The sequence below is a fragment of the Streptomyces sp. NPDC023541 genome, from assembly GCF_055559995.1.
Genome location: NZ_JBVHJO010000002.1, coordinates 616,632 through 642,345 on the forward strand (window position 1 = coordinate 616,632; position 25,714 = coordinate 642,345).

Annotated in this window: 21 protein-coding genes; 11 read left to right on the forward strand and 10 right to left on the reverse strand. The window is 72.5% G+C overall.

Annotation, left to right across the window (positions count from 1 at the left end):
* Positions 1-105: 105 nt before the first annotated feature.
* Positions 106-1,641: a leucyl aminopeptidase gene (locus ACZ3X1_RS06855; protein WP_356815263.1), complete on the reverse strand. Its 1,536-nt coding sequence runs from the start codon at positions 1,639-1,641 to the stop codon at positions 106-108.
* Positions 1,642-1,987: 346 nt separating this feature from the next.
* Between ACZ3X1_RS06855 and ACZ3X1_RS06860 the strand changes: the two genes are divergently transcribed.
* The 5 genes from ACZ3X1_RS06860 to ACZ3X1_RS06880 all read left to right on the forward strand — a co-directional run bounded on the left by ACZ3X1_RS06860 (position 1,988) and on the right by ACZ3X1_RS06880 (position 8,744).
* On the forward strand, positions 1,988-4,027 hold the full coding sequence (locus ACZ3X1_RS06860; RefSeq protein ID WP_356815262.1) for a hypothetical protein: 2,040 nt from the start codon (positions 1,988-1,990) through the stop codon (positions 4,025-4,027).
* A gap of 94 nt (positions 4,028-4,121) precedes the next feature.
* Positions 4,122-5,657, forward strand: coding sequence for a GT4 family glycosyltransferase PelF (pelF, locus tag ACZ3X1_RS06865; RefSeq protein WP_467277344.1), 1,536 nt, complete (start codon positions 4,122-4,124; stop codon positions 5,655-5,657).
* Positions 5,654-7,210, forward strand: a complete 1,557-nt coding sequence (locus ACZ3X1_RS06870) for a hypothetical protein (RefSeq protein ID WP_467277348.1) — start codon at positions 5,654-5,656, stop codon at positions 7,208-7,210. Before pelF ends, ACZ3X1_RS06870 begins: the two co-directional genes overlap by 4 nt.
* Positions 7,207-7,920 (forward strand): spherulation-specific family 4 protein, encoded by a 714-nt coding sequence (locus ACZ3X1_RS06875; protein ID WP_362631247.1) that lies wholly within the window; start codon positions 7,207-7,209, stop codon positions 7,918-7,920. Before ACZ3X1_RS06870 ends, ACZ3X1_RS06875 begins: the two co-directional genes overlap by 4 nt.
* Positions 7,917-8,744, forward strand: a complete 828-nt coding sequence (locus ACZ3X1_RS06880) for an endo alpha-1,4 polygalactosaminidase (RefSeq protein WP_467277352.1) — start codon at positions 7,917-7,919, stop codon at positions 8,742-8,744. Before ACZ3X1_RS06875 ends, ACZ3X1_RS06880 begins: the two co-directional genes overlap by 4 nt.
* Positions 8,745-8,969: 225 nt before the next feature.
* On the opposite strand, the gene ACZ3X1_RS06885 is transcribed toward ACZ3X1_RS06880, so the two are convergent.
* From ACZ3X1_RS06885 to ACZ3X1_RS06905, 5 genes are all read right to left on the reverse strand, one after another.
* The gene (locus ACZ3X1_RS06885; protein ID WP_356815269.1) at positions 8,970-10,136 is read right to left on the reverse strand and encodes a sensor histidine kinase; all 1,167 of its coding nucleotides are present in this window, start codon (positions 10,134-10,136) and stop codon (positions 8,970-8,972) included.
* A 73-nt stretch (positions 10,137-10,209) separates the two neighbouring features.
* Positions 10,210-10,854 (reverse strand): hypothetical protein, encoded by a 645-nt coding sequence (locus ACZ3X1_RS06890; RefSeq protein ID WP_390075176.1) that lies wholly within the window; start codon positions 10,852-10,854, stop codon positions 10,210-10,212.
* Positions 10,855-10,907: 53 nt separating this feature from the next.
* A complete protein-coding gene (locus tag ACZ3X1_RS06895; protein WP_467277355.1) occupies positions 10,908-12,773 on the reverse strand; it encodes a phosphatidylglycerol lysyltransferase domain-containing protein in 1,866 nt (621 codons plus the stop codon).
* 82 nt (positions 12,774-12,855) lie between these two features.
* The gene (cobT, locus tag ACZ3X1_RS06900; protein WP_467277612.1) at positions 12,856-13,911 is read right to left on the reverse strand and encodes a nicotinate-nucleotide--dimethylbenzimidazole phosphoribosyltransferase; all 1,056 of its coding nucleotides are present in this window, start codon (positions 13,909-13,911) and stop codon (positions 12,856-12,858) included.
* A gap of 112 nt (positions 13,912-14,023) precedes the next feature.
* Entirely contained in the window at positions 14,024-15,229 is a 1,206-nt protein-coding gene (locus tag ACZ3X1_RS06905) for a bifunctional adenosylcobinamide kinase/adenosylcobinamide-phosphate guanylyltransferase (protein ID WP_356815257.1), read from the reverse strand.
* A gap of 104 nt (positions 15,230-15,333) precedes the next feature.
* Between ACZ3X1_RS06905 and ACZ3X1_RS06910 the strand changes: the two genes are divergently transcribed.
* A complete protein-coding gene (locus tag ACZ3X1_RS06910; protein ID WP_030654877.1) occupies positions 15,334-15,546 on the forward strand; it encodes a hypothetical protein in 213 nt (70 codons plus the stop codon).
* 73 nt (positions 15,547-15,619) lie between these two features.
* Here the strand turns inward: ACZ3X1_RS06910 and ACZ3X1_RS06915 are convergent, their stop codons facing one another.
* Positions 15,620-16,372, reverse strand: a complete 753-nt coding sequence (locus tag ACZ3X1_RS06915) for a class I SAM-dependent methyltransferase (RefSeq protein WP_356815266.1) — start codon at positions 16,370-16,372, stop codon at positions 15,620-15,622.
* Between the two features lie 56 nt (positions 16,373-16,428).
* A complete protein-coding gene (locus ACZ3X1_RS06920) occupies positions 16,429-17,028 on the reverse strand; it encodes a DUF3043 domain-containing protein (protein WP_356815255.1) in 600 nt (199 codons plus the stop codon).
* 280 nt (positions 17,029-17,308) lie between these two features.
* Here ACZ3X1_RS06920 and ACZ3X1_RS06925 point away from each other — a divergent pair, with 280 nt between their 5' ends.
* Positions 17,309-18,103, forward strand: a complete 795-nt coding sequence (locus ACZ3X1_RS06925) for a PspA/IM30 family protein (protein ID WP_356815254.1) — start codon at positions 17,309-17,311, stop codon at positions 18,101-18,103.
* Positions 18,104-18,116: 13 nt separating this feature from the next.
* Positions 18,117-18,395, forward strand: coding sequence for a PspA-associated protein PspAA (pspAA, locus tag ACZ3X1_RS06930; protein ID WP_356815253.1), 279 nt, complete (start codon positions 18,117-18,119; stop codon positions 18,393-18,395).
* 128 nt (positions 18,396-18,523) lie between these two features.
* On the opposite strand, the gene ACZ3X1_RS06935 is transcribed toward pspAA, so the two are convergent.
* Positions 18,524-19,321, reverse strand: a complete 798-nt coding sequence (locus ACZ3X1_RS06935) for a hypothetical protein (RefSeq protein ID WP_356815252.1) — start codon at positions 19,319-19,321, stop codon at positions 18,524-18,526.
* Positions 19,322-19,391: 70 nt separating this feature from the next.
* Between ACZ3X1_RS06935 and cobS the strand changes: the two genes are divergently transcribed.
* The 3 genes from cobS (at position 19,392) to ACZ3X1_RS06950 (ending at position 24,294) form a co-directional block, all read left to right on the forward strand.
* Positions 19,392-20,213: an adenosylcobinamide-GDP ribazoletransferase gene (gene cobS / locus ACZ3X1_RS06940; protein WP_467277360.1), complete on the forward strand. Its 822-nt coding sequence runs from the start codon at positions 19,392-19,394 to the stop codon at positions 20,211-20,213.
* Between the two features lie 50 nt (positions 20,214-20,263).
* Positions 20,264-21,010, forward strand: a complete 747-nt coding sequence (locus ACZ3X1_RS06945) for a response regulator transcription factor (RefSeq protein ID WP_362631234.1) — start codon at positions 20,264-20,266, stop codon at positions 21,008-21,010.
* A gap of 137 nt (positions 21,011-21,147) precedes the next feature.
* The gene (locus ACZ3X1_RS06950; RefSeq protein WP_362631232.1) at positions 21,148-24,294 is read left to right on the forward strand and encodes an efflux RND transporter permease subunit; all 3,147 of its coding nucleotides are present in this window, start codon (positions 21,148-21,150) and stop codon (positions 24,292-24,294) included.
* A gap of 134 nt (positions 24,295-24,428) precedes the next feature.
* On the opposite strand, the gene nadA is transcribed toward ACZ3X1_RS06950, so the two are convergent.
* Positions 24,429-25,616 carry a quinolinate synthase NadA gene (gene nadA, locus ACZ3X1_RS06955; RefSeq protein ID WP_362631230.1) on the reverse strand — a complete coding sequence of 396 codons (1,188 nt, stop codon included), beginning with the start codon at positions 25,614-25,616 and terminating at the stop codon, positions 24,429-24,431.
* Positions 25,617-25,714 lie beyond the last annotated feature (98 nt).

Consider the following 25,714-nt stretch of genomic DNA (forward strand, 5'->3'; position numbering starts at 1 on the left):
AGCGAGAGTTACCGCTGCGTAGAAACCTACGGATTTCGTTGTCGGCAGAACACACCCCGGGACCCGACCGGGCCCCGGGGTGCGGTGCGCGTCACACCGGGTGCGTCAGCCCAGGTCGCCCGTGGCCGTCCGCTCGGCCAGCCGCACCAGGGTGCGCACGGCGGAGCCGGTGCCGCCCTTGGGGGTGTAGCCGTGGGGCGCGCCCTCGTGGAAGGCCGGGCCGGCGATGTCGAGGTGGGCCCAGGTGATGCCCTCGCCGACGAACTCCTGGAGGAAGAGGCCGGCGACCAGGCCGCCGCCCATGCGGACACCCATGTTCGCGATGTCGGCGGTGGGGGAGTCCATGGTCTTGCGCAGCTCCGCGGGGAGCGGCATCGGCCAGGAGGACTCGCCGACCTCCTCGGCGATCTCGTGGATCGACGTGCGGAAGGCGTCGTCGTTCGCCATGATCCCGAAGGTGCGGTCGCCGAGGGCCAGCACCATGGCGCCGGTCAGGGTGGCGACGTCGACGATCGCGTCCGGGTTGTCCTCGGAGGCCTTGGTCAGCGCGTCGCCGAGGACCAGGCGGCCCTCGGCGTCCGTGTTGAGGACCTCGACGGTCTTGCCGCTGTACATGCGCAGGACGTCACCGGGCTTGGTGGCGGAACCGGACGGCATGTTCTCGGCGAGCGCGAGCCAGCCGGTGACGTTGACCCGCAGGCCCAGCTTCGCGGCCGCGACGACGGAGGCGAAGACGGCGGCGGCGCCTGCCATGTCGCACTTCATCGTCTCGTTGTGGCCGGCCGGCTTCAGGGAGATGCCGCCCGAGTCGTAGGTGATGCCCTTGCCGACGAAGGCCAGGGTCTTCTCCGCCTTGGGGTGCGTGTAGGTGAGCTTCACCAGGCGCGGCGGGTTCTCGGAGCCCTTGCCGACGCCCATGATGCCGCCGTAGGCGCCCTTGACCAGTGCCTTCTCGTCCAGCACCTGGACCTTGATGCCGTTCTCCTTCGCGGCCGCGGAGGCGACCGCGGCGAAGGCCTCGGGGGTCAGGTCGTTCGGCGGGGTGTTCACCAGGTCACGGGCGACGTTGACCTCGGCCGCGACGACGGCGGCGCGCTCGGCGGCGGCCTTGTGCTCCTTGTCGCGCGGCTTGGCACCCAGCAGGGCCACCTCGGCGAGCGGCTGCTTCGGACCGGAGTCCTTGCCGTTGCCGGCCTTCTTCTCGCCGCCCTGGTACGCGGTGAAGGCGTACGCGCCCAGCAGTGCGCCCTCGGCGACGGCGGTGACGGCGGAGGCGTCCTCCAGGGGGAGCGCGAAGCCGGCCTTCTTGCTCCCGTGCAGCGCGCGGGCGGCGGCGCCGGCGGCGCGGCGCAGCACCTCCTCGTCGAACGACTCGTCCTTCTCCGGGACGGAGCCGAGCCCCACCGCCAGCACGACCGGGACCTTGAGGCCCGCCGGGGCCGGCAGCTTGGTGACCTCGCCTTCGGCACCCGAGGCGCCGAGTGCGTCGAGGACACCGGCGAGCTTGCCGTCGAACGCCTTGTCCACGGCCTCGGCGCCCGCGGCGACGATCGCGCCCTTGGGGCCCTTGGCGACACCGACGACGAGGGCGTCGGCGCGCAGCGTCGCCGCGCCGGCAGTGCTGAGAGTCAGAGCAGTCACGGTGGTGAAGTCTCGCTTCCGTTTGTGTGTGTGGGCCGAGTGGGTGGACGGCCGTCCGTAGCGATCGTATTCGGGGCCCGACGGCCGCCTGAAAGGAGCCTACGCGCACGGGCTCGCCCGTACGCCACTCGAAGGTTTGGCAAGTTGTTCGATCGAGCAGCCGTCGGGTTCACCCATCCGTGGACTCTGCTCCAGGTTTGCCTCGTAGACCTGACGAGGTCCGAAAGACTCGGTCCACTCTCGCAAGGGGACGCGGGGTTCCTTTGCATGATTTCCACAGAGCCTCCCCGGCCCGGCCGACCGCCAAGGGCCGTGTCGAGGGACGCCTGCGGGGGGAAAGGCCGAAATGGTCAACAAGAACCGGATGAACAGGCTGGCCGCCGTCATGGCAGCGGCCGCCCTGGTCTCCGTGGCAGTACCCGCCGCGACCGCCCGGGCGGCCGTGACACCACCGCGGATCGACCTCAAGGTGCTCGTCGTCGACGACGGCGGCAGCTCGGTCGAGGCGATCACCGCGGAGCTCCGGGACACCGGAGTGCCCTACACCCGCGTCCAGCTGGGCAGCGCGGGCCGTCCCGTCATCAACGCGGCGTTCCTCAGCGAACCCGCCGACAGTGCGACCGGGCGGCCGCGCGCCAAGTACCAGGGCGTGGTCCTGCCCAACGAGAACCCCTTCGGCGAGGGCTCCGCCGAGATGGCCGCGCTCGCCGCGTACGAGACGACGTACGGGATCCGCCAGGTCGACGCCTACACCTGGGCGCACCCGGGCGTCGGGCTGGAATACACCGACAACGGCGGCTACAGCGGACAGCTCGACGGCACCCAGGCAGCCGTCACCACCGCCGGCAAGGCCGGCCCCTTCGCCTACCTCGGCGGCCAGGTCACCTTCGAGGACAACTCCGCCCTGGTACCCGAGAGCTACGGGTACATGGGCAGGCCCCGCCCCGGCTACACCAGCTACGTCGACGCCCCCGTCGGCTCCGGACGGGCGTCCCTCGTCGGCGAGTACGCCCACGACGGGCGCAGCGAACTGGTCGTCACCTTCGGCTACAACCAGCACCAGCAGCAGTTCCGGCTGCTCGCCCGCGGCATCGTCGACTGGCTGACCCAGGGGGTGCACCTCGGCCAGAGCCGCAACTACTTCGCGGTCCACGTCGACGACGTCTTCGCCCCCGACGCCCGCTGGAACAAGGACCTCAACTGCACGCCCGGCGACTACGCCTGCGCGGGCGGCGAGGGCAAGGAGAGCACCATCCGGATGTCCGCCGCCGACGCCGTGTACGCGGCGCAGTGGCAGACCTCCAAGAACTTCAAGCTCGACATGCTCTTCAACGGCGGCGCCGGCGAGGAGTGGAAGGCCGAGAACGGCGGCGTCGACGCGCTGACCGCCCAGCTCGTCGCCGACCGCGCCAAGTACCGCTGGATGAACCACACCTACACCCACCCGTTCCTCGGCTGTGTCCAGAACACCGCCGTCACCCCGTGGACGTGTGCGAAGAACGCCCAGGGCGCGATCCAGTACATGAGCCGCGCCGAGATCTCCGCCCAGATCCGGGACAACAACAACTGGGCCGCCTCCAAGGGCATCACCCTCGACAGGACCGAACTCGTCACCGGCGAGCACTCCGGTCTCAAGACCGCTCCCCAGCAGCCCGTGGACAACCCCAACCTGGCGGGTGCCCTCGCCGACAACGGGGTCAAGTGGGCCGGCAGCGACAACTCCCGCGAGCCCGCCCAGCGAGCGGTCGGCTCGGCCCTCACCGTCCCCCGGCACCCGATGAACGTGTACTACAACACGGGCACCAACGCCGAGATGGCCGACGAGTACAACTGGATCTACACCAGCCGCGCCCACGGCGGAAGCGGCGTCTGCGAGGACAACCCGGCGACCTCCACCTGCCTGCCGGCCCCGCTGGACGTCAACACCGGCTACGTCGACCACATCGTCCCGGCCGAGGCCCGCACCGCCCTGCGCCACGTCCTGGCCAACGACCCGCGGCCGCACTACGTCCACCAGTCCAACCTCGCCGAGGACCGGACCCTCTACCCCGTCCTCAACCAGGTCCTCGACACCTACCGCGCCCTCTACGCGCCCAGCGCGCCGATCGTCAACCAGTCGATGAAGGACACCGGCGTCGAGCTCCAGCGCCGCACGGCCTGGGACAAGGCCCTCGCCGACGGCAAGGTGACCGCCTACCGCATCGGCCAGGACGTCACCATCAAGGCGCCCTCCGGAGTCGTCGCCCCGGTCACCGCCCCCAACGGCACCAAGAAGCAGATGCTGCTCGGCACGGCGGACTTCGGCACCGCCTACGCCGGCAACCGCTCCACCTGGACCGGCCCCGAGCTGCTGCAGAGCGCCGTCACGCTCAAGCTGCCCAGCTGACCGTCCAGCACGACACCACCGAGTAGCACCCAGCGCCGGCGCTCCGCGAACCCACGGGCGCCGGCCCCTTTTCCGTCCTGGGGGGACACACCGCATGAGTCATGGGCGTCACGTCACCATGCTCACCGAAGGCACCTATCCACACGTCCACGGGGGCGTCAGCACCTGGTGCGACCAACTGGTCCGCGGCATGCCGGAGGTCGACTTCAACGTCATAGCCCTGACCGGCTCCGGACGCGAGCCGGTCACCTGGGAACTGCCCCGCAACGTCTACCGGCACACGGCCGTCCCGCTCTGGGGGCCACCCCCGTCGAAAGGCGGTCGCGGCCGCCGGTCCGCCCTGCGCGGCAGGGCCCACCGCCGCTTCACCCAGGTCTACGAGAGCTTCCTGCTCTCCCTGCTCGACCCGGCGGCCGACCCCGCCGACCGCGCCTTCTCCGAGGCCCTGACCGAACTGGCCGTCCTGGCCCGCGCCGGGAAACTCGCCCCGGCCCTGCGCTCCGAATCGGTTCTGCGCCTCCTGATGAACGTCTGGACCCGGCCCGGACTGTCCACCGCCGAGGCGGCGCCCACCATCCACGACGCGCTCACCGCGACCGACCTGCTGGAACACGCGCTGCGCCCGCTCGCGGTGCGCATCCCGCCCGACAGCGTCGCGCACGCTGTCAGCAGCGGCCTCGCCACCCTTCCCGCCCTCGCCGCCAAACACCTCGACGGGGTGCCCTTCCTCCTCACCGAGCACGGCATCTACCTGCGCGAGCGCTACCTCGGCTACCGCACCGCCGAACAGCGCTGGCCCGTCAAGGCGCTCATGCTCGGCTTCTACCGCGAGCTCAACACCGAGGGCTACCGCCAGGCCGACCTGATCACCCCCTGCAACCAGTACAACCGCCGCTGGGAGGAGCGCGGAGGCGCCGACTCCGAACGGATCCGCACCGTCTACAACGGCGTCGACCCGCACGCCTTCCCCGAGGCGGGCCCCGAACCCGACGTGCCCACCCTCAGCTGGTGCGGCCGCATCGACCCGATCAAGGACCTCGAAACCCTGATCCGGGCCTACGCCTTCATGCGCGAGGAACTGCCCGCCCTGCGGTTGCGCCTCTTCGGTCCCGTCCCGGCCGGCTGCGAGGCCTACAAGCTGCGCCTGGAGAAACTCGCCGCCGAACTCGGCGTGATCGACGGGATCACCTACGAGGGCCGCATCGAGCAGGTGGCCCGGGCCTACGCCGCCGGCAGCGTCGTGATGCTCTCCTCCATCAGCGAGGGCTTCCCCTTCAGCATCATCGAAGCCATGTCCTGCGGCCGCACCACCGTCTCCACCGACGTCGGCGGGGTCCGCGAGGCCGTCGGGGACACCGGCCTGGTCGTCCCGCCGCGCGAGCCCGAGACCATGGCCCGCGCCACCCTCGCCCTGCTCCGCGACGACGAACGCCGCGCCGAGCTCGGCCGGATGTCGCGCCGGCGGGTCGTGGAGAAGTTCACCCTCCACCAGTCCGTTGACGGCTTCCGCCACATCTACCGGGAACTCGCCGGCCAGCCCGTCCTGCCCGTCCACGCGGGCGACGCCTGGACGCAGCGGCTCGCCGACCCCTGGTACCGCGAACTCGCGGCCGACGGGAGCCTGTGGTGAGCGGATCCCTCTGGCTCAAGCCGCCCGGCCCCGGCTCCGGCCCGGGCTCCGGCTCCGGCACGCTCCCGGCGATCCCCAGGCCGCGTGCCGGGGATCCCGGGCCCGCCGCCGATCCGATGGACGAACTGGCCGTACGGCTCGACGTGTTCATCGCCTCCGCCGTCCACCCCGACGAGATCGCCGCCGTCCTCGAATCCGACGGCATGACGGACGAGTACATCCGGCTCACCTACGGCCGCCACGACTCCTTCGCCCTCGCGGAGGAGCTCTACGCCCGCGTGCCCCGCTCCTTCCCGGAGCCGGGGCCCGCCCCCGACCCCTGGAAGGTCTCCCTCTCCGCCTGCCTGCTGCGCGGGGTCGTCTTCGCCCTGCCCGGCCTGGCCTACCTGCTGGGCGCGCCCCTCCTGGAAGGCCCCCAGGACCGGCTCGGCCTCCCGGCCGGGACGCTGACCCTGCTCGCCGGGGCGCTCATCGGCTGGGTCTGGGACCAGACCCTGTCCCACCGCGCCTACTCCTGGCTCGGCCTCGGCGACCGGGCCGCCGCCGGGCGGACCCTGCTCGTCGGCGCCCCCGTCGGAGCCGTACTGGGCACCGCCGCGGCGCTGGCCGTGCCCGGCGGGCCGCCGTTCTCCTACGCCTTCGCCGCCGGACAGGCCCTCTACGTGGGGGCCGCCACCGTCCTGCTGGTCCTCGGCCGGGAGCGGCTGCTCCTCGCCGCCCTCGCGCCGATGGCCGCGGGCGCCCTGGCCGTGCTCGTCGTCGACCTGCCCGTGCCGGTCCGGGTGGTCCTGCTCGTGGTGTCCCTGCTGGCCGCCTGCACCCTGGCCGTACGGGAACTGCCGCTGGCCGAGGGGCTGCGAACCGCCGCGCACCGGGCCCGGGGCCGGGCAACCCGCAGGCCCGCCAGGGTCGGCCCCGTGCGCTGGCAGATGCTGCGCGGAGCCGAGGAGGAGCACACCCCCCGCGGGCCCCGGCTCGGGGACTCGGTGCCGTTCGGGGTCTTCGGCCTCGGCACCGGTCTGCTCGTGCTCTACGCCGCCCTGGGCGAGGTACTCGCCGGAGGCCCCGCCGAGGCCGTCGCCGCGCCTTCGGCGGTGGCCCTCACCCTCAGCATGGGGCCCGCCGAGTGGCTGCTGCACCGCTTCCGCAGCGGCAGCCTCTCCGGGCTCCAGGGGGCCCGCTCGACCCGGCAGTTCCGGGCCCGGATGCTCACCACCCTGGCCCGCTGCCTGAGCACCTACCTGGCGGTGCTGCTGGCCCTCGGAGTGACCGGAACCCTGCTGTGGCCCGGAGCACCCGGGCTCACCGCGGTCCGCGTCGCCACCCTGCTGCTGCTCGGGGCGGTGATGTGGAGCGGACTGCTCCTGCAGTCCTTCGGTGCCGTCCGGCCCGCGGCCGTGGTCTGCGCATCGGCCGCCGTCGCCCAGAGCGTGGCTCTGCTGACGGGGCTGGGCCAGCCCCGGGTCGTCCAGCTGGTCGTGGCGGGCACGGCCGCGGCGGCCCTGGCCACCCTGGTCTGCCTGCTCCTCGGCCGCGCGACCGCCCACCGATGACGCACGAGACGCACGAGACGTACGACACGGACGAGAAGAAGGACCCCATGCTGCTGGTGCCCCTCTACGAGCATCCCGCCGACCGGCCCGACGCCTGGGAGCGGCTCATCCGCTGCGCGGACCGGCTGCACTCGGTGGTGCTCAACCCCGACAGCGGGCCCGGCGCCGCCCGCGACGAGCGGTTCGCCCTCGTCGCCGAGCGGCTCCGGGAGGCCGGCGTACCGGTACTGGGCTACGCCGACACCGACTACGGGCGGCGCCCGCACGCCGCGGTGGTGCAGGACCTGCTGCGCCACCGCGACTGGTACGCCACCGACGGGGCCTTCCTCGACCAGGCCTCCGCCGACCCCGAACTCCTCCCGCACTACCGGCGGCTCACGGTCGCCGCCCGGGCCGCGGGCGCACACACCCTCGTCCTCAACCACGGGGCCCACCCGCATCCCGGCTACGTCGAACTCGCCGACCTGCTCGTCACCTTCGAGGGGCCCTGGGACGCCTACCGGGAGGCCGCGGCACCACCGCCCTGGACGGCCGACCACCCGGCCCAGCGGTTCTGCCACCTCGTCTACGCCGTCCCGCCCGGCGAGCTCGCCGCCCGGCTCGCAGGGGAACTGGCCGCGGAGCGGGGTGCGGGCGTGCACTGCGCCGTCCCCGGCAGCGGACCGCACCCGTGGGGTACCCTCCCGTACGCCCTGGAGGCGGCGGGATGAGGGCACCGCGGCTGCTACGGCTCCTGCTGGTCCTGCCCCTCCTGCTGCTCGCCGCCTGCACGGCCGGACCGGACGACGAGGGCGACGACGAACCGCACCGCTGGCCGGAACTCGCCCCCGGACAGCGCTGGCAGCCCCCGCCCGGCACCGGCTGGCAGTGGCAGCTCACCGGAAAGCTCGACACCTCGGTCAAGGCGCCCGTCTACGACGTCGACGGTTTCAACACCACCAAGGAGCAGGTGGCGGCCCTGAAGAAGGCCGGTCGCAAGACCATCTGCTACCTCTCCACCGGGGCCTGGGAGGACTTCCGGCCGGATGCAGAAGCGTTCCCGCGGGACCTGCTCGGCAAGGGCAACGGCTGGGAGGGCGAGCGCTGGCTGGACATCCGCCGGGTGGCGGAACTGGAACCGCTGATGGCCAAGCGGTTCGACATGTGCCGGGAGAAGGGCTTCGACGCCGTCGAGCCGGACAACATGGACGGCTACCAGAACACGTCCGGCTTCCCCCTCACCCCCGACGACCAGCTGCGCTACAACCGGCTGATCGCGAAGCTCGCCCACGACCGGGGCATGTCGGTCGGCCTGAAGAACGACCTCGACCAGATCCCGCAGCTCGTCGGGGACTTCGACTTCGCAGTCAACGAGCAGTGCGCGCAGTACGACGAGTGCGACCGGCTGACGCCCTTCGTCGAAGCGGGCAAGGCCGTCTTCCACGCGGAGTACGAACTGTCGACGTCGCGCTTCTGCAAGCGCTCGCGCGAACTGAAACTGAGCTCCTTGCGGAAGAAGTACGACCTCGACGCGTGGCGCAAAACCTGCCCCTAGCCCTGCGGGCCCGCTCGACCGACCCGGCCCGGACCCGCGCCTCGAACGCCGGCGAGGCTGGGTTTGCCCGGCACAAACCGGGTCGGGCCGTAAGGCTGAAAAGTGCCCGGCGCGGACAGGACGGGCCGGCGAAGCCGGAGAGCCGCCGGCGCAGCCGGGGTGAGGGGGCCGGGCGGAGCCCGGGAAGCGGAAGGAGGGGCGGGGCGGGGAGAGGCCGGTCGGCGGTCAGGCCCACGGCAACACGGCGTGGACGCGGTAGCCGCCGCCGAAGCGGGGGCCCGTGGAGCAGGTGCCGCCCAGGGCCGTGGCCCGTTCCCGCATGCCGAGGAGGCCGTGGCCTCCCCCCGGCTCGGTGTCGGCGGGCTCGGTGCCCCCGTCGTCCAGCACGGTCACCTCCACCGACGGGCCCACCCGGACCACGCTCACCTCCGCCCGCGCATCGGGCCCCGCGTGCTTGCGGACGTTGGTCAGCGCCTCCTGGATCACCCGGTACGCCGCCAGGTCCACCGCGGCCGGCAGCGGCCCCGTCCCGCAGTCCAGCTGGACGATCACCTCCACCGGCAGCCCGGCGTGCCGGAAGGTGTCCACCAGTTCGTCGAGGACGCCCAGCCCCGGCGCCGGCTCGGTCGGCGCCTCCGGGTCGCCGGACTGCCTCAGCAGGCCGACGGTCGCCCGCAGCTCGTTGAGCGCCGACCGGCTGGCGTCCCGCACGTGGGCCAGCGCCTCCTTGGCCTGGTCCGGCCGCTTGTCCATGACGTGCGCGGCCACCCCGGCCTGCACGTTGACGAGCGCGATGTGGTGGGCCACCACGTCGTGGAGGTCCCGGGCGATCCGCAGCCGCTCCTCCGCGACCCGCCGGCGGGCCTCCTCGTCGCGGGTCCGTTCGGCCCGTTCGGCCCGTTCCCGGATGGCGTCGACGAAGGCCCGCCGGCTGCGCACGGCGTCTCCGGCGGCCGCGGCCATGCCCGTCCAGGCGAAGATCCCGAGGTTCTCCTGCGCGTACCAGGGCAGCGGCCCGGCGAGCATCGCCACCCCGGTCAGGCCCGCCATGGTGAGCAGGCCGATCCGCCAGGTCGTGGGCCGGTCGGTGAGGGCAGCCACCGTGTACAGGGCGATCACCGTGCACATGGCGACGGGCGCCCGCGGCTCCCCGGTGGTCAGCTCCAGCAGCGAGAGCCCGCAGGTCACCGCCAGGACGGCCCGCGGATGCCGGCGCCGGAAGACCAGCGCGGCCGAGCCGAGGAGCATCAGGAGCAGGGAGGAGGGCTCGGGGGTGCGCGTGCCGAAGGTGGGCCCGTGGGGGCCGTGCGGATCGGCGAAGGAGCCGACGACCATGGCGACGAGCGCGCCGAACGCCAGCACGGCGTCGGTGGCCAGCGGATGGGCCCGCATCCACTGCCGGGTGGGGGCGAACCGCCCGAGGTCTGTCGTCACCCCGATACGGTACGGCCTGCCGGGACGGGCATCAGGGCGGAGGGCCCTGCCCCAGCGGGACGCGGGAGCGCACCGGACTCCACCGCGCCCGGACCACGCACACGGCCATGACGGCGGCGATGGCCGCCAGGTGCTCCTTGCCCGCGAGGTTGTTCTTGATCAACACCTCGCCGATCATGACGAGGATCACCAGGGCGCCGGTCAGGTACGCCCGGTAGCGCCAGCAGACGTAGATGGCGAGGCCGACCACCGCCGCCGAGGGCCCGGTGTCGTTGACGATGCGGTCGGACACCGGCAGGCCGAAGGGGTGCTCCGGCCCCAGCGCGAGGCCGATCCGCGCGTACGTGGTCCCGGCGAGGGTGGCGACGTAGCCGATCACCAGCGTGCGCCACCAGCCGATGCAGATCTCCGCGATGCCGAACACCAGCAGCATCTGCGCGAGCGCCCCCCACACCGGCAGGTCGAGGGCCGGGACGAACAGCGACAGGGGAGTGCGCAGGAGGGCCAGCCAGAACGGGTCGGCGGCCTTGACCGACCCGAGGTTCTGCACCGGCTGGAACCCCCACGAGGTGTTCTGGACGATCTGGAAGACCGATGTCAGGCAGACTGCGCCCAGGGTCATCGGGATCGCCCGCCACTTGTCGTGGACGAGCGCGTTCCGGACGGTCCAGAACATGGGGCCCCACTCGCGGCGGGCGAACCGCCGCAGTGAGGTGGTGTTCCGCGCTGTCAACGGCGGGTCTCCAGGTGTCTGCGGTGCAGCCACTTCGGAAGGCCGGGGGCCTCCAGGAAGCCCTCGGCCCGTCCGGCCGCGACACCGATCCGCAGCAGGTCCGAACTCTTCTCGAAGAGCATGAACCGCGGTTCCCAGATCGGCCGGTATTTGGCGTTGGCCCGGTAGAGGGACTCGATCTGCCACCAGCGGGAGAAGAAGCTCAGCAGCGAGCGCCACATCCGCAGCACCGGACCCGCTCCGAGCCTGGACCCGCGCTCGAAGACCGACCGGAACATCGCGAAGTTGAGGGAGACCTGGGTGATCCCGATCTCCTTGGAGCGTTCGAGGAGTTCGATGACCATGAACTCCATCAGGCCGTTCTCGGAGTCCCGGTCACGGCGCATCAGGTCCAGCGACAGGCCCTTGGGCCCCCACGGCACGAAGGACAGCACGGCACGCAGATCGCCGTTGCCGTCGGTGCACTCCAGCATCACGCACTGGCCGTCGGCGGGGTCGCCCAGCCGGCCCAGTGCCATGGAGAAGCCGCGTTCGGTCGCGCCGTCGCGCCAGTCGTCGGCGCGGCGCACCAGCTCGGCCATCTCCTCGGCCGGGATGTCGGCGTGGCGGCGGATGCGGACCGTGTACCCGGCCCGCTTGACACGGTTGTACGCCTGCCGGACGGTCCGCATGGCGCGGCCCTCCAGGGTGAACTCGGCGGTCTCGACGATCGCCTCGTCGCCGAGTTCGAGGGCGTCCAGGCCGTGCCGGGCGTAGATCTGCCCGGCCTCCTCGCTCGCCCCCATCACAGCCGGCACCCAGCCGTGCTCGCGGGCCTCGGCCAGCCACGGGTCGATGGCGCCGGGCCAGGCCTCCGGGTCGCCGATCGGGTCGCCGGAGGCGAGGGAGACCCCGCCGACGACGCGGTAGGTCACGGCGGCCTTGCCGGTGGGGGACCAGATGACGGACTTCTCGCGGCGCAGCGCGAAGTAGCCGAGCGAGTCGCGGTCGCCCTGCCGGGCCAGCAGCGCCCGCAGCCGCTCCTCGTCCTCCTCGCTGATCGGGTCGACGGCGCGGCGCGAGCGGAACGCGGCGAACAGCACGGCGAGCAGCAGCAGCATCGACATGACGTTGATGGAGACGTCCACCCAGCCGGGCGGGGTGATCGCCGCGGAGGCCCGGTCGTCGGGGGCCAGGGTGATCAGCCGCATCACGCCGTACTTCCAGCGCTCCGGGAAGGAGACGCCGGCGCTGTCCGGGGAGGTGTTGGCGGCGCCCACGAGCAGGGCCGCGACGAGCGAGGTGACGAGCAGCCCGACGGCGGCGACGGCGGCGGCGAACGCCGGGTTGGAGCGGTCGCCCTTGGCGTAGAACTCGCGGCGGCCCAGCAGCAGGGCGCCCGTGAAGGCCGCGGTCAGGGCCAGGGAGACCCAGTTCTGCGGGTGCTCGCGGATCTCCTCGTACGCGAAGAGCGCGTAGGCCAGCAGGAGTGCGAGCAGGCCGCTCAGGACGAGGTTCAAAATCCAGGAGGCCCGCTTGCGGCGGCCGAGGGTGACCGCCAGCAGCAGCGTGAACAGGCCGGAAGCGAAGCCCGCGGTGAGCATGTACGGGGTGTAGAAGTCCTCGATGTTGTGGCGCCGCAGGTCCTGCCCGAGCGAAACCCACACCGCGCTGAGGAAGTTGATGAAGGTGACGACGCGCAGGTACCAGACCGCGAACGCGGCTCCGCGCTGTGAGCGGGCGCTCCCCCGACCGGTCTCCCGGCCGCCCCCCGCCGCCTTGCCGGCGGGGTCTGCGCCGGTTTCTTTCCTGCCGGATGACGGACCGGTCGCCGGTGCGGCGGTGCGGTCGGTCTCTGCGCTGGTCAAACGGACCTCTCCCATAAAAAGCGATCATATGGGGCGTCGCTGTCCGTGATGGTGCGGTCGGGGTCCACGCCTGGTCAGGGCCGCGGCCCCCGGCGGCTCATTCCGTCGGCTCCTCCGCCGCCCGTTCAGGGAGCTCCGCCGCGAGTGCGGCGGCCGCCTGGACGAGGGGGAGAGCCAGCAATGCCCCGGTGCCTTCACCCACTGTGACGCCGTGATCGAGCACGGGGTTGAGCGCCATTCGGTCAAGTGCCTTCGCCTGACCCGGCTCGCCGCTCGCCTGACCCGCCAGCCACCAGTCAGGAGCCCGGAACGCGGCCCGCTGCGCGACCAGTCCGCACGCGGCCGAAACAACACCGTCGAGGATGACGGGCGTACGGCGCACGGCACACTGGAGCAGGAATCCGGTGATCGCCGCCACGTCCGCGCCGCCGACGGCGGCCAGCAGCGCGACCTGGTCGCCCAGGACCGGACGGGCCCGGCGCAGCGCGTCGCGGATCGCCGCGCACTTGCGCATCCAGGCCAGGTCGTCGATGGGCTGCCCGCCGCGGCCCGTGACCACCGACGAGTCCGTTCCGCACAGGGCGGCGACGAGGGTCGCGGCGACGGTCGTGCCGCCGACGCTCAGGTCGCCGAGGACCACCAGGTCGGTCCCGGAGTCGGCCTCCTCGTCGGCGATCCGCATACCGAGCCGCAGCGCGGCCTGCGCCTCCTCGACCGTCAGCGCGTCCTCGGTGTCGATCCGGCCGCTGCCGCGCCGCACGCGGTGCGCCACCACGTCGTCGGGCAGCAGCCCCGGATCGCAGTCGAGCCCGGCGTCGACGACCCGTACCGTCGCGCCGAACCGGCCGGCCAGGACCGCGACGGGGCTGGACCCGTCGAGCACGGAGCGCACCAGCTCGTGAGCGGTGGACGCGGCCCGGGCGGAGACCCCTTCGGCAGCGATCCCGTGGTCGGCGGCGAACAGCACCACGCGGGGCCGCTCGATGGCCCTGACCGGCACCCGCCCCTGCGCGGCGGCGAGCCACTCGGCGAGTTCGTCGAGCCGCCCCAGCGCGCCGGGCGGCACGGCGAGGCGCTCACGGCGTTCCTCGGCATCACGCCGGACGCCCCCGTCGGGGCGCTCGATCAGATCGGAGAAGTCGTCGAGATTCAGCGTGCTCATCTGCCAGAGAGTACAGCCGGTGAAGCCTTGCCTCAGGCCTTACCGGTCCGCCCGCGACCGGCCCTCCAGGGCGCGGGGAGCCGGGCGAAGTCCGCGACGGCGCCTACTCCTTCAGCACGCTCGCCTGCCCCGCGACGACGACCAGGACGTGCTCGCACTCGCCCGCCACGCGCGCGTTCAGCCGGCCCAGCTCGTCACGGAAACGCCGGCCCGAGGCGGTCGCCGGGACGACGCCCGAGCCGACCTCGTTGCTCACCAGCACCACGTGGCGGCGGGTCGCGCGCACGGCCGCCACCAGAGCGGCCGTCCGCTCACCCAGCCGCCGCCGCCCGCGCTCGGCCCACACCTCGTCGTCCCACGCCCCGGCCCGGTCCATGGCGTCGGTCAGCCAGAGCGCCAGACAGTCGATCAGCAGCGGCGGCCCGTCGGCGGCGAGCAGCGGCACCAGGTCGCACGTCTCCACCGTCCGCCACCTCGCCGGCCGGCGCTCCCGGTGCAGACCGACCCGCCGCGCCCATTCCGCGTCCCCGTCCCGGGTGCCCCCGGTGGCGACGTAGACCACCTCGGGGAAGGACTCCAGCCGGCGCTCCGCCTCCACCGACTTGCCCGAGCGGGCCCCGCCCAGCACCAGCGTGCGGCGGGGCAGGTCCGGCACCGCGTGGTACTCCCCGACGACCACGGTGGTCCCGTCCGGCACCGCCCGCGCCCCCGAGGCCGCCAGCCGGCGCTCCAGTTCACGGCCCGGCGGCACGTCGTGGTCGAGGTGTACGGCGATCACGTCCGTGGCCGGGCCGACGGCCCCGCCCGCCCGCAGCCGGGCCAGGGCCTCGGGCCGGCCCAGCACGTCGGTGAGCACCACGTCGTACGGGCGCTGCCCGCCCCGCCCGTCGGCCCCGGCCGGCGCCCCGCCGGGCGGCAGGTACAGCAGTCGGCCGCCGTCCGGGCCGGTCACCTCGTACCCGGTGCCCGGCGCGTCCATCGGTACCGCCCGCACCCGGTGCCCGGAGATCACCGCCAGCTCCTGCCCGTCCGGCACCCGCCCGGCGGTCGGCAGCCCCGGCGGCAGCTCCACCGCCGGCCCGTCGTGCGGGTGGGTCAGCAGGACCTGCCGCACACCGGTCAGCGAACGCCCGGCCCGGGCGCCGGCCAGCACCGCACCGGGGGTCAGGTCGAGCAGCAGTGCCCCGTCGACGAGGACCGCCGTGGCCGCGCGGGAGCGCGGGCCGACGGAGACGGCGCAGGCCGCACAGGGGCAGCCGGGGCGGGGCAGCCCCTCGGGGGTGCCGGTGCCGAGCAGAGTGAGTTCCACAGGATGATCCTCCCGCGTCGTGGAGACTGCTGCGCGCCCGGTTACTCTGCGGGCACACTCAAGGCGAGAAGCGTGTGAGCAGCGGACGAGCAACGGAGGCGGACATGGCGTGGACGTGGCGGTTCGAGACGGCCGACGGCGCGGAGACGAGCCCGTCGGTGGTACCCGAGGAGTTCACCACGCAGGGCGACGCGGAGTCGTGGATCGGCGAGTACTGGAAGGACCTGCTGGAAGGCGGTACCGAACAGGTGAAGCTGTCCGACGACAGCGGCACCGAGCTCTACACGATGAGCCTGCGCTCCGCGCTGGAGGCCTGACCCCGCCGGGGCGCGGCACAGCCCGGACGGCCCCCTCGGTCATGGTCCGAGGGGGCCGTCCGGTGCAGGGTGCTCAGCCCCGCACTCCGCAGAGGTGCAGCAGTGCGGCGACACCCCGGTAGGGGTCGGTGCGGCCCGCGCGGTCCTCGGCGGCCAGCAGCCGCTCCAGCTCCTCGTCGGGCGGCAGGGTCCCGCCCGCCTCGGTGCCGTCGGTGAAGACGCGTACGCCGTACCAGGACTGCAGCGGCGCACCGATCCCCGACAGCGTCGCGGTCAGCCCGGCCAGCCGGTCGGCGCGTACGTCCAGGCCCAGCCGGTTCGTGTAGTCGGTGCTGTCGAAGGCGGCCAGCGCGCCCTTCCAGTCGCCGTCCAGTCCGGGCCGCATGGCGAGCGCGTCGCCGTTGCGCACCAGCAGGGACAGCAGGCCGCCGGGGGCCAGCATCCGGGCCAGCCCGGCGAGCATGGCGTCCGGCTCGGGCACGTACATCAGCACCCCGTGGCACAGCACCACGTCGAAGCTGCCCGGAAGGAAGTGGGCGCCGGTCTCGCGCCCGTCCCCCTCCAGCAGCTCGACCCGGTCGCGGATCCCCGCGGGCTCCGCGGAGAGCGCCTCACGGGCAACGGCCAGCATGCCCGGGTCCTGCTCCAGGCCCGTCACCATGTGCCCGGCACGGGCGAGGCGCAGTGCCTGGGTTCCCTGGCCCATGCCGACGTCGAGAACGCGCAGCCGCTGCCCCACGGGGAAGCGCTGCGCGATCTGCTCGTCGACCTGCCGGCCCACGAGCTCCTGACGGACCGCGTTGCGCAGTCCGCCCAGGCCCTCCAGCCAGAGCCTTGCCCCCTCGGCGAAGCCTTCCCCCGACGCGCCGGGCGTCCCTCCGCTCAGGGCCGTTCCCCGCGCTTGACCTGCGGCTTCGGCAGGCGCAGCCGGCGCATCTGCAGGGTGCGCATCAGGCCGTACGCGACGGCGCCGCGGCGCGGCTCGTTCGGGAAGCGCTGGTTGAGGGCCTTGCGCAGGCGGAACACCAGGCCGACGGAGTCGAGGATGATCAGCGCGATCACACCGAGCCACAGCAGCAGCGCGATGTTCTGGATCGCCGGCTGCCGCACCATGCTGAGCACGAGGATGACCACGGCCAGCGGGAGGAACATCTCGGCGACCGAGAAGCGGGAGTCCACGAAGTCGCGGACGTACCTGCGGACGGGACCCTTGTCCCGGGCCGGCAGGTAGCGCTCGTCGCCGTTGGCCAGCGCCTCGCGCTGCTTGGCCATCTCCACACGGCGACGCTCACGGGCTCGCTTCGCGTCCTCCTTGCGGTTGCCGGTCGAGGCCACGACGGACTTGCGCTGCGACTGAGCCACGGCGCGCTTCGGCGTAGGGCGGCCCTTGGGGGCCTGCGGGTCACGGGGCTGCGAGAGGTCGGCGCTCACCTTGTCGGTGGCGGCGGCCTTCTCTTCCTTGGAGGAGCGGCTACCAAACACAAAACCCAAGCCTACGTGGTCGCGGGGACGGGCCCCACCCCGGCGGGGAACGATCCGGCAACGGCGGGCGTCCTTCCCTGTGCACGGTCCGTGCGGCGGCCGCCCCGCCGCACGGTCGGGGACCCACCTACTCCTCACGCCTGATACGGGGGAGGCGTAGTCGTCCTGGAGGAGGAGCGCATCCGTCCTCGAACAGTGCGGTAATGGAGACAGGGCCCGTACTGTGGGTTCTGTCGGTGACCTGGAGCACAGTCCGTCTAGAAGGGGGCGCGCGAAGCCCATGAGCGGTGTCATGAAGCGTATGGGGATGATCTTCCGCGCGAAGGCGAACAAGGCCCTTGACCGGGCCGAGGACCCGCGCGAAACCCTCGACTACTCGTACCAGAAGCAGCTCGAACTGCTGCAGAAGGTGCGCCGCGGGGTCGCCGACGTGGCGACCTCCCGCAAGCGCCTCGAACTGCAGCTGAACCAGCTGCAGGGCCAGTCCGCCAAGCTGGAGGACCAGGGCCGCAAGGCCCTCGCCCTGGGCCGTGAGGACCTGGCCCGCGAGGCCCTGTCCCGGCGCGCCTCGCTCCAGCAGCAGGTGAGCGACCTGGAGGTGCAGCACCAGACCCTCCAGGGCGAGGAGGAGAAGCTGACGCTGGCCGCCCAGCGGCTCCAGGCGAAGGTGGACGCCTTCCGCACGAAGAAGGAGACCATCAAGGCCACCTACACCGCCGCCCAGGCCCAGACCCGGATCGCGGAGTCCTTCTCCGGCATCTCCGAGGAGATGAGCGACGTCGGCGTGGCCATCCAGCGGGCCGAGGACAAGACCGCCCAGTTGCAGGCCCGTGCCGGCGCGATCGACGAGCTCCTGGCCTCCGGCGCGCTCGACGACCAGAGCGGCCTCGGCTCCAAGGACGACATCCAGGCCGAGCTGGACCGCCTGTCGGGCGGTACGGACGTCGAGCTGGAGCTGCAGCGGATGAAGGCGGAGCTGGCCGGCGGCTCGTCCGCGCAGCAGCAGGCCATCGAGGGCGGCGCCCAGGGCAACGCCCAGCAGCCGCAGAGCCAGCACCGCTTCGACAAGCAGTAGGACGGGGCCCGTCATGATCGTCCGCATCATGGGGGAAGGCCAGCTGGAAGTGGCCGACAGCCACTTCCCCGAGCTGAACAAGCTCGACGACGAGCTGCTCGCAGAGATGGAGTCCGGTGACGAGGCAGGCTTCCGGCGCACGCTGGGCGCTCTCCTCGACGCCGTACGACGGCTGGGCGCGCCGCTCCCGGACGACGCGCTGGAGCCGTCCGAGCTGATCTTGCCGGCGCCCGACGCGAGCCTCGACGAGGTCAGGGAGATGCTCAGTGACGACGGCCTGATCCCGGGCTGAGGACGGCCTGATCCCGGGCCGAGCACGAACGGGACGCACCGACACGACGGCGGGCCCTTCCCCGGGCAGGGGGAGGGCCCGCCGTCGCGTGTCCGGAAGCCGTGGCCCGTGGCTCCGTGGCCGGTGTCTCAGTCCCGCTGCTCGGGCGGTTCCTCCAGCGGTACCGGCGGCTTCTCCAAAGACACCGGCCGCGGGTCCGGGGCGCCGCCGATGAACTCCTCGAACCTGCGCCGCCGCCGCGTCCAGCGCCGGTCGTGGTGGAACGCCCGCAGCCCGGCCCTGGCCCGGGCCCGCGGCCGGTTCACGTAGAACCGCTTCGCGTACGGGGAGCCGGGCCGGGCCAGCCGGACCGCGCCGACCAGCGCCACGAACGGGATGACGACACCGAAGAGCGCGGTGCGGGCCTTGCCCTTCCACAGGGCGATCAGGGCCAGACAGAAGTTGCCGGCCGCGTTCATCACGACCAGCCCGCGGCTCTGGCGCTCCTCGGGCGACAGGTCGTTCACCCCGAACGGCACGAACCCGCCCAGGACCAGGGCCACCACCGCGGCCGTCACGACCACGATCTCCACGCTCTTGCGGCCCTGCTCGCTCCAGTAGACGTCGTCGAGGTGCAGGATCAGCGCGAACTCGTCCAGGACCAGGCCCGCGCCCAGCCCGAAGATCACGGCCGAGAGGGCGGCGCCGAAGCTGTGCCCGGCGCTGCCGATCGCACCGAATCCGCCGACGATCACGAGGATCACGCCCGGCACCACGTGGTGGATGTGCAGGCCGCCCGGCGTGACGTTCTTGAAGGGGCCGCGACCGGCCCGGATCGTGCGGGTGATCACACGGGTGACCAGGAACGACGTCACGAAGGAGACCAGGGCGAGCAGCATGGGCAGCTTCCCCGGCTCGAGGATGTTCCGATACCACCAGTGACCCATCCCACTGACTCCCTATTTGGAACGTAATGGGTAATTTACCGCCCGCTCCGAACCGGTAGCGTTCGCGCCGATGACAGATTCGTTCGACGATCCGCCCCCCACGCCGCCCGCGGAACGCGCCTCGTTCCCCGACGGCGTGCGCTTCGCCTTCGGCACCCTCACCGTGCTGCCCGCCCGCATCACCCGCTGGGACCGACCCGCGGCCCGCACCGGAATGGCCTGCGCCCCGCTCGCCGGACTGGCCGTCGGCGTGCTCGCGGCCGTCCCCGGAGTGCTGCTTCTGCTGCTCGGCGCCGAACCCCTGCTCGCGGCGGCCGTCACCGTCGCCGTACCGGCCGCCCTGACCCGCGGGCTCCACCTCGACGGACTGGCCGACACCGCCGACGGGCTGGGCAGCGCCAAACCGGCCGACGAGGCGCTGCGCATCATGAAGAAGTCCGACATCGGACCCTTCGGCGTGATCGCCCTGGTGATCGTCATGCTCGTGCAGACGGCCGCCCTCGGCGAGGTCTACGCCGACAGCTGGATCCGCGGCGCCCTCGCAGCCGTCACCGCCGCCGTCACGGCCCGCCTCGCCATGACCCTGGCCTCCCGCGAAGGCGTCCCGCCCGCCCGCCCCGAGGGGCTCGGCGCCGCGGTCGCCGGGGCCGTCCCGCGCGCCGCGGCCGCCGCCGTCGCCGTCCTCGTCACCGCCGCGGCCGCGGCCGCCGCCCTCCCGGCGGGCCCGCCCGCCGCGGTCCGGTCCGCGGCGGCGGTCCTCGTGGCCCTGCTCGCCGCGGAACTGCTCCTCCGCCGCTGCGTACGCCGCTTCGACGGGGTCACCGGCGACGTGTTCGGCGCCCTGGCCGAGGTGTCGGCGACCACCGCCCTCCTCGTCCTCGCCCTCGGCTGAGACCTGTCCTGCCCGACGGGACCGCCCTCGGGCCCGCGTACCCTCGCCCCGTGGACCACACTCCGACGGACCTGCCCTCCGCAACGCCCGGTGAGCCGGGCGCGCCCATCAAGGTGCTGCTCGCCGACGACCAGGCCCTGCTGCGCAGCGCCTTCCGGGTGCTCGTCGACTCCGAGCCCGACATGGAGGTCGTCGGGGAGGCCTCCGACGGGGCGCAGGCCTTCGCCGTCGCCCGGCAGGAGCGGCCCGACGTCGTGCTGATGGACATCCGGATGCCCGGCACCGACGGGCTCGCCGCCACCCGGATGATCAGCGCCGACCCGGAACTCGCCGCCGTGCGCGTGGTGATGCTGACCACCTTCGAGGTCGACGAGTACGTGGTCTCGGCCCTGCGGGCGGGCGCCTCCGGCTTCCTCGGCAAGGGCGCCGAGCCCGAGGAACTGCTCAACGCCATCCGCGTCGCCGCGGCCGGTGAGGCGTTGCTCTCCCCGGCCGCCACCAAAGGGCTCATCGCCACCTTCCTCGCCCAGGGCGGCGGCTCCGACCCGGCCGCCGCCGGCGCCTCGGCCGGGATCCACGCGGAGCGGCTCGCCGCGCTGACCGTCCGGGAGCGCGAGGTCCTCGTACACGTCGCCGCGGGGCTGTCCAACGACGGCATCGCAGCCCGGCTGGAGGTCAGCCCCCTCACCGTCAAGACGCACGTGAACCGGGCCATGGCCAAGCTCGGCGCCCGCGACAGGGCGCAATTGGTGGTCATCGCCTACGAATCGGGACTCGTCCGGCCCCGCGTGGAGTAGGAGCGGAGTAGTGCGGCGTACTACAGACGCGGTATGCCGTACATAAGGACGGCACCTGCGAGCGACGAAACGCCCCCGCCCGGTGGGACAGGGTGGGAGTGCCCTCGCGTTCGTCACTGCAGAGAGATCCCATACCCATGTCCTGGCTGTCCCGCTTCAGCCTTGCCCAAAGGGCGTTGGTCGGCCTCGTGTCGATCGTCGCGCTCCTCTTCGGCGCCATAGCCGTCCCGCAGCTCAAGCAGCAGCTGCTGCCCTCCATCGAACTCCCGATGGTGTCCGTGCTCGCGCCGTACCAGGGCGCCTCGCCCGACGTGGTGGAGAAGCAGGTCGTCGAACCCATCGAGGCCATGCTCAAGGGCGTCGACGGCATCACCGGCATCACCTCCACCGCCAGCGAGGGCAACGCCCTCATCATGGCCACCTTCGACTACGGCGACAGCGGCACCAAGCAGCTCGTCGCCGACGTCCAGCAGGCCGTCAACCGGGCCCGCGTCCGGCTGCCCGCCGACGTGGACCCGCAGGTGGTGGCCGGCTCCACCGACGACATCCCGACGGTCATCCTGGCCGTCACCTCCGACAAGGACCAGCAGGCGCTCGCCGACCAACTGGAGAAGTCCGTCGTGCCCGTCCTGTCGGACATCGAGGGCGTCGGCCAGGTCAGCGTCGACGGCGTCCAGGACCTCCAGGTCACCGTCACCCCCGACGACGCCGGGCTCGCCGCCGCCGGCCTCGACGGCGCGGCCCTCGCGCAGGGCCTCCAGGCGGGCGGCGCCGCCGTCCCCGCCGGCTCATTCGACGAGGCGGGCAAGAACCGCACCGTCCGCGTGGGCAACGGCTTCACCTCCCTCGCCCAGGTCGAGGACCTGCGGCTGAGCCCCGGCCCCGGCAAGCCCGCGGTCCGCCTCGGCGACGTCGCCGCCGTCAAGCAGGAGCCGGCCAAGGCCGTCTCCATCACCCGCACCAACGGCAAGCCCAGCCTCGCCCTCGTCCTCACCATGGACAAGGACGGCAGCGCCGTCGCCATCTCCGACGCCGTCAAGGACAAGCTGCCCGAGCTGCGCTCCACGCTCGGCGCCGGCGCCGACCTGACCGTAGTCAGCGACCAGGGCCCGGCGGTGGCCAAGTCCATCTCCAGCCTCACCACCGAGGGCATGCTCGGCCTGCTCTTCGCGGTGATCGTGATCCTGGTCTTCCTGGCCTCGCTGCGCTCGACGCTGGTCACCGCGGTCTCCATCCCGCTGTCCGTGGTCCTCGCGCTCATCGTGCTGTGGACCCGCGACCTGTCGCTCAACATGCTGACCCTGGGCGCGCTGACCATCGCCATCGGCCGGGTCGTCGACGACTCGATCGTGGTCCTGGAGAACATCAAGCGCCACCTCGGCTACGGCGAGGAGCGCGAGGCCGCGATCGTCACCGCGGTCAAGGAGGTGGCCGGCGCAGTCACCTCCTCCACGCTCACCACCGTGGCCGTGTTCCTGCCCATCGGCCTGACCGGCGGCATGATCGGCGAGCTCTTCGGGTCCTTCTCGCTCACCGTCACCGCGGCCCTGCTGGCCTCGCTGCTCGTCTCCCTGACGGTCGTTCCGGTCCTGTCGTACTGGTTCCTCAGCGCACCCGAGGGCATCACCGCCGGCGACGCCGAGAGCGCCGCGAAGGTCCGGCGCGAGGCCGAGGAGAAGGAGGCGCGCAGCCGCCTCCAGCGGTTCTACGTCCGCGTCCTGGGCTTCGCCACCCGGCGCCGCCTGACCAGTGTGGCCATCGCGGTGGTCGTCCTCCTCGGCACCTTCGGCATGACCCCCATGCTGAAGACCAACTTCTTCGACCAGGGCGAGCAGGACCTCCTGACCGTCAAGCAGGAACTCGCCCCGGGCACCTCGCTGGCCGCCGCGGACGAGGCGAGCCGCAAGATCGAGAAGGTGCTGGGCTCGGTCGACGGCGTCAAGAGCTACCAGGTGACCGTCGGCTCCTCCGGCTTCCTCGCGGCCTTCGGCGGCGGCACCGGCTCCAACCAGGCCTCCTATCAGGTCACCCTCGAGGACGCCGGCGACGGCGAGGCCGTGAAGAAGCGGATCGAGGACCAGCTGGCCGCCCTCGACGGCATCGGCGAGACGCGCATCGCCGCGGGCGACGCCTTCGGCAGCCAGAACCTCAGCGTGGTCGTCAAGGCCGGCGACGGCGAGGTCCTCGCCAAGGCCGCCGAGCAGGTCCGTGCCGAGGTGGCCGAGCTCGACAACGTCACCGACGTGCAGAGCGACCTGTCCCAGTCCGTGCCCCGGATCTCGGTGACCGCCACTCCCAAGGCGGCGGAGGCGGGCCTGAACCAGGCCGCGCTCGGCGCAGTCGTCGCCCAGGCCGTACGGGGCAACCCGGCGGGCAAGGCCGTACTGGACGACACCGAGCGGGACATCGTCATCAAGTCCGCGCAGCCGGCCACCACCCTGGCCGAACTGCAGGCGCTCCCGGTCGGCCCGGTCAAGCTCGGCGACATCGCCGAGGTCAAGGAGGTCCCCGGCCCGGTCGCGATGACCCGGATCGACGGCGCCCGCGCCGCGACCATCACCGCGCGCCCGCAGGGCGACAACACGGGCGCGGTCAGCGCCGAGCTCCAGACGAAGCTCAAGGCCCTGGACCTGCCCGAGGGCGCCACCGCCTCCATCGGCGGTGTCTCCGAGGACCAGGACGAGGCGTTCGGCTCGCTCGGCCTCGCCATGCTCGCGGCCATCGCGATCGTGTTCATGCTGCTGGTCGCGACCTTCCGTTCGCTGGTCCAGCCGCTGATCCTGCTGGTCTCCATCCCGTTCGCGGCGACCGGCGCCCTCGGCCTGCTCCTCGTCACCGGCACCCCGATGGGCGTCCCGGCGATGATCGGCATGCTGATGCTCATCGGCATCGTCGTGACCAACGCGATCGTCCTGATCGACCTGGTCAACCAGTACCGCGCCCAGGGCCTCGGCGTCGTCGAGGCGGTCGTCGAGGGCGGCCGGCACCGCCTGCGGCCGATCCTCATGACGGCCCTGGCGACGATCTTCGCGCTGCTGCCGATGGCGCTGGGCGTCACCGGCGAGGGCGGCTTCATCTCGCAGCCGCTCGCGGTCGTGGTGATCGGCGGCCTGGTCAGCTCGACCCTGCTGACGCTGCTCCTGGTGCCGACCCTCTACACGATGGTGGAGCTCCGCAAGGAACGCCGCCGCGCCAAGCGCTCCGCGAAGCGCGAGGCCCGCCTGACGGCGGTTCCGGCCGCTCCGCCCGCGACCGAGGACGACGGCGAGCCCGCCAAGGTCTGACCGGTGGCGCGGGCTCCACGGGGCCCGCGCCGTCCGGCGGCGGGAACACGAAGGGGCGCCCCCGGTCGGGGGCGCCCCTTCGGCGCGTGGCACGGGAGCCGCCGTGGCACGGGAGCCGCGGACGCGGCCTGCGGCTACGGGAGGGCGAGCATGCGCTCCAGCGCGAGCTTGGCGAAGCTCTCCGTCTCCTTGTCGACCTGGATCTGGTTGACGAGGGTGCCCTCGGCCAGGGACTCCAGCGTCCACACCAGGTGCGGGAGGTCGATGCGGTTCATCGTCGAGCAGAAGCAGACCGTCTTGTCGAGGAAGACGACTTCCTTGTCCTCTGCGGCGAATCGGTTCGCCAGGCGGCGGACCAGGTTCAGCTCGGTGCCGATGGCCCACTTGGAGCCGGCCGGGGCCGCCTCCAGCGCCTTGATGATGTACTCCGTCGAGCCGACGTAGTCCGCGGCCGCCACGACCTCGTGCTTGCACTCGGGGTGGACCAGGACGTTCACGCCGGGGATGCGGGCGCGGACGTCGTTGACCGAGTCGACCGAGAACCGGCCGTGGACCGAGCAGTGCCCGCGCCACAGGATCATCTTGGCGTTGCGCAGCTGCTCTGCGGTCAGGCCGCCGTTCGGCTTGTGCGGGTTGTAGAGCACGCAGTCGTCCAGGGACATGCCCATGTCGCGGACGGCCGTGTTGCGGCCCAGGTGCTGGTCCGGGAGGAAGAGCACTTTCTCGCCCTGCTCGAACGCCCACTCCAGGGCCTTCTTCGCGTTGGACGAGGTGCAGATCGTGCCGCCGTGCTTGCCCGTGAAGGCCTTGATGTCGGCGGAGGAGTTCATGTACGAGACGGGGACCGTCGAGCCGGCGACGCCCGCCTCGGTCAGCACGTCCCAGCACTCCGCGACCTGCTCGGCGGTGGCCATGTCGGCCATCGAGCAGCCGGCGGCCAGGTCCGGCAGGACCACCTTCTGGTCGTCCGAGGTCAGGATGTCCGCGGACTCGGCCATGAAGTGGACGCCGCAGAAGACGATGTACTCGGCCTCCGGCTTGGCGGCCGCGTCCTTGGCCAGCTTGAAGGAGTCACCGGTGACGTCGGCGAACTCGATGACCTCGTCACGCTGGTAGTGGTGGCCGAGGATGAAGACCTTGTCCCCGAGCTTCTCCTTGGCCGCGCGGGCGCGCTCCACGAGGTCCGGGTCCGACGGCGAGGGCAGGTCGCCGGGGCACTCCACCCCGCGCTCGCTCCTGGGGTCGGCCTCACGGCCGAGCAGGAGCAGGGCAAGGGGCGTCGGCTGGACGTCCAACGGCTGGGCGGTGGTCACGACACGCACCCTTTCTGTTCTGCGACGAGGGATTTCAGAATCATCGCTTCGACACTTCTCGTCTACTTGACGCTATCTATCATAACTGCTTCACGTCACTTTGACGA

Bases quoted from the DNA above. Each gene is read 5' to 3' on its own strand.
- ACZ3X1_RS06860 (WP_356815262.1), top strand. From the start codon at position 1,988: ATGGTCAACAAGAACCGGATGAACAGGCTGGCCGCCGTCATGGCAGCG.
- pelF (WP_467277344.1), top strand. From the start codon at position 4,122: ATGAGTCATGGGCGTCACGTCACCATGCTCACCGAAGGCACCTATCCA.
- ACZ3X1_RS06875 (WP_362631247.1), top strand. From the start codon at position 7,207: ATGACGCACGAGACGCACGAGACGTACGACACGGACGAGAAGAAGGAC.
- ACZ3X1_RS06880 (WP_467277352.1), top strand. From the start codon at position 7,917: ATGAGGGCACCGCGGCTGCTACGGCTCCTGCTGGTCCTGCCCCTCCTG.
- ACZ3X1_RS06885 (WP_356815269.1), bottom strand. From the start codon at position 10,136: ATGCGGGCCCATCCGCTGGCCACCGACGCCGTGCTGGCGTTCGGCGCG.
- ACZ3X1_RS06890 (WP_390075176.1), bottom strand. From the start codon at position 10,854: ATGTTCTGGACCGTCCGGAACGCGCTCGTCCACGACAAGTGGCGGGCG.
- ACZ3X1_RS06895 (WP_467277355.1), bottom strand. From the start codon at position 12,773: ATGGGAGAGGTCCGTTTGACCAGCGCAGAGACCGACCGCACCGCCGCA.
- ACZ3X1_RS06910 (WP_030654877.1), top strand. From the start codon at position 15,334: ATGGCGTGGACGTGGCGGTTCGAGACGGCCGACGGCGCGGAGACGAGC.
- ACZ3X1_RS06925 (WP_356815254.1), top strand. From the start codon at position 17,309: ATGAGCGGTGTCATGAAGCGTATGGGGATGATCTTCCGCGCGAAGGCG.
- pspAA (WP_356815253.1), top strand. From the start codon at position 18,117: ATGATCGTCCGCATCATGGGGGAAGGCCAGCTGGAAGTGGCCGACAGC.
- ACZ3X1_RS06935 (WP_356815252.1), bottom strand. From the start codon at position 19,321: ATGGGTCACTGGTGGTATCGGAACATCCTCGAGCCGGGGAAGCTGCCC.
- cobS (WP_467277360.1), top strand. From the start codon at position 19,392: ATGACAGATTCGTTCGACGATCCGCCCCCCACGCCGCCCGCGGAACGC.
- ACZ3X1_RS06950 (WP_362631232.1), top strand. From the start codon at position 21,148: ATGTCCTGGCTGTCCCGCTTCAGCCTTGCCCAAAGGGCGTTGGTCGGC.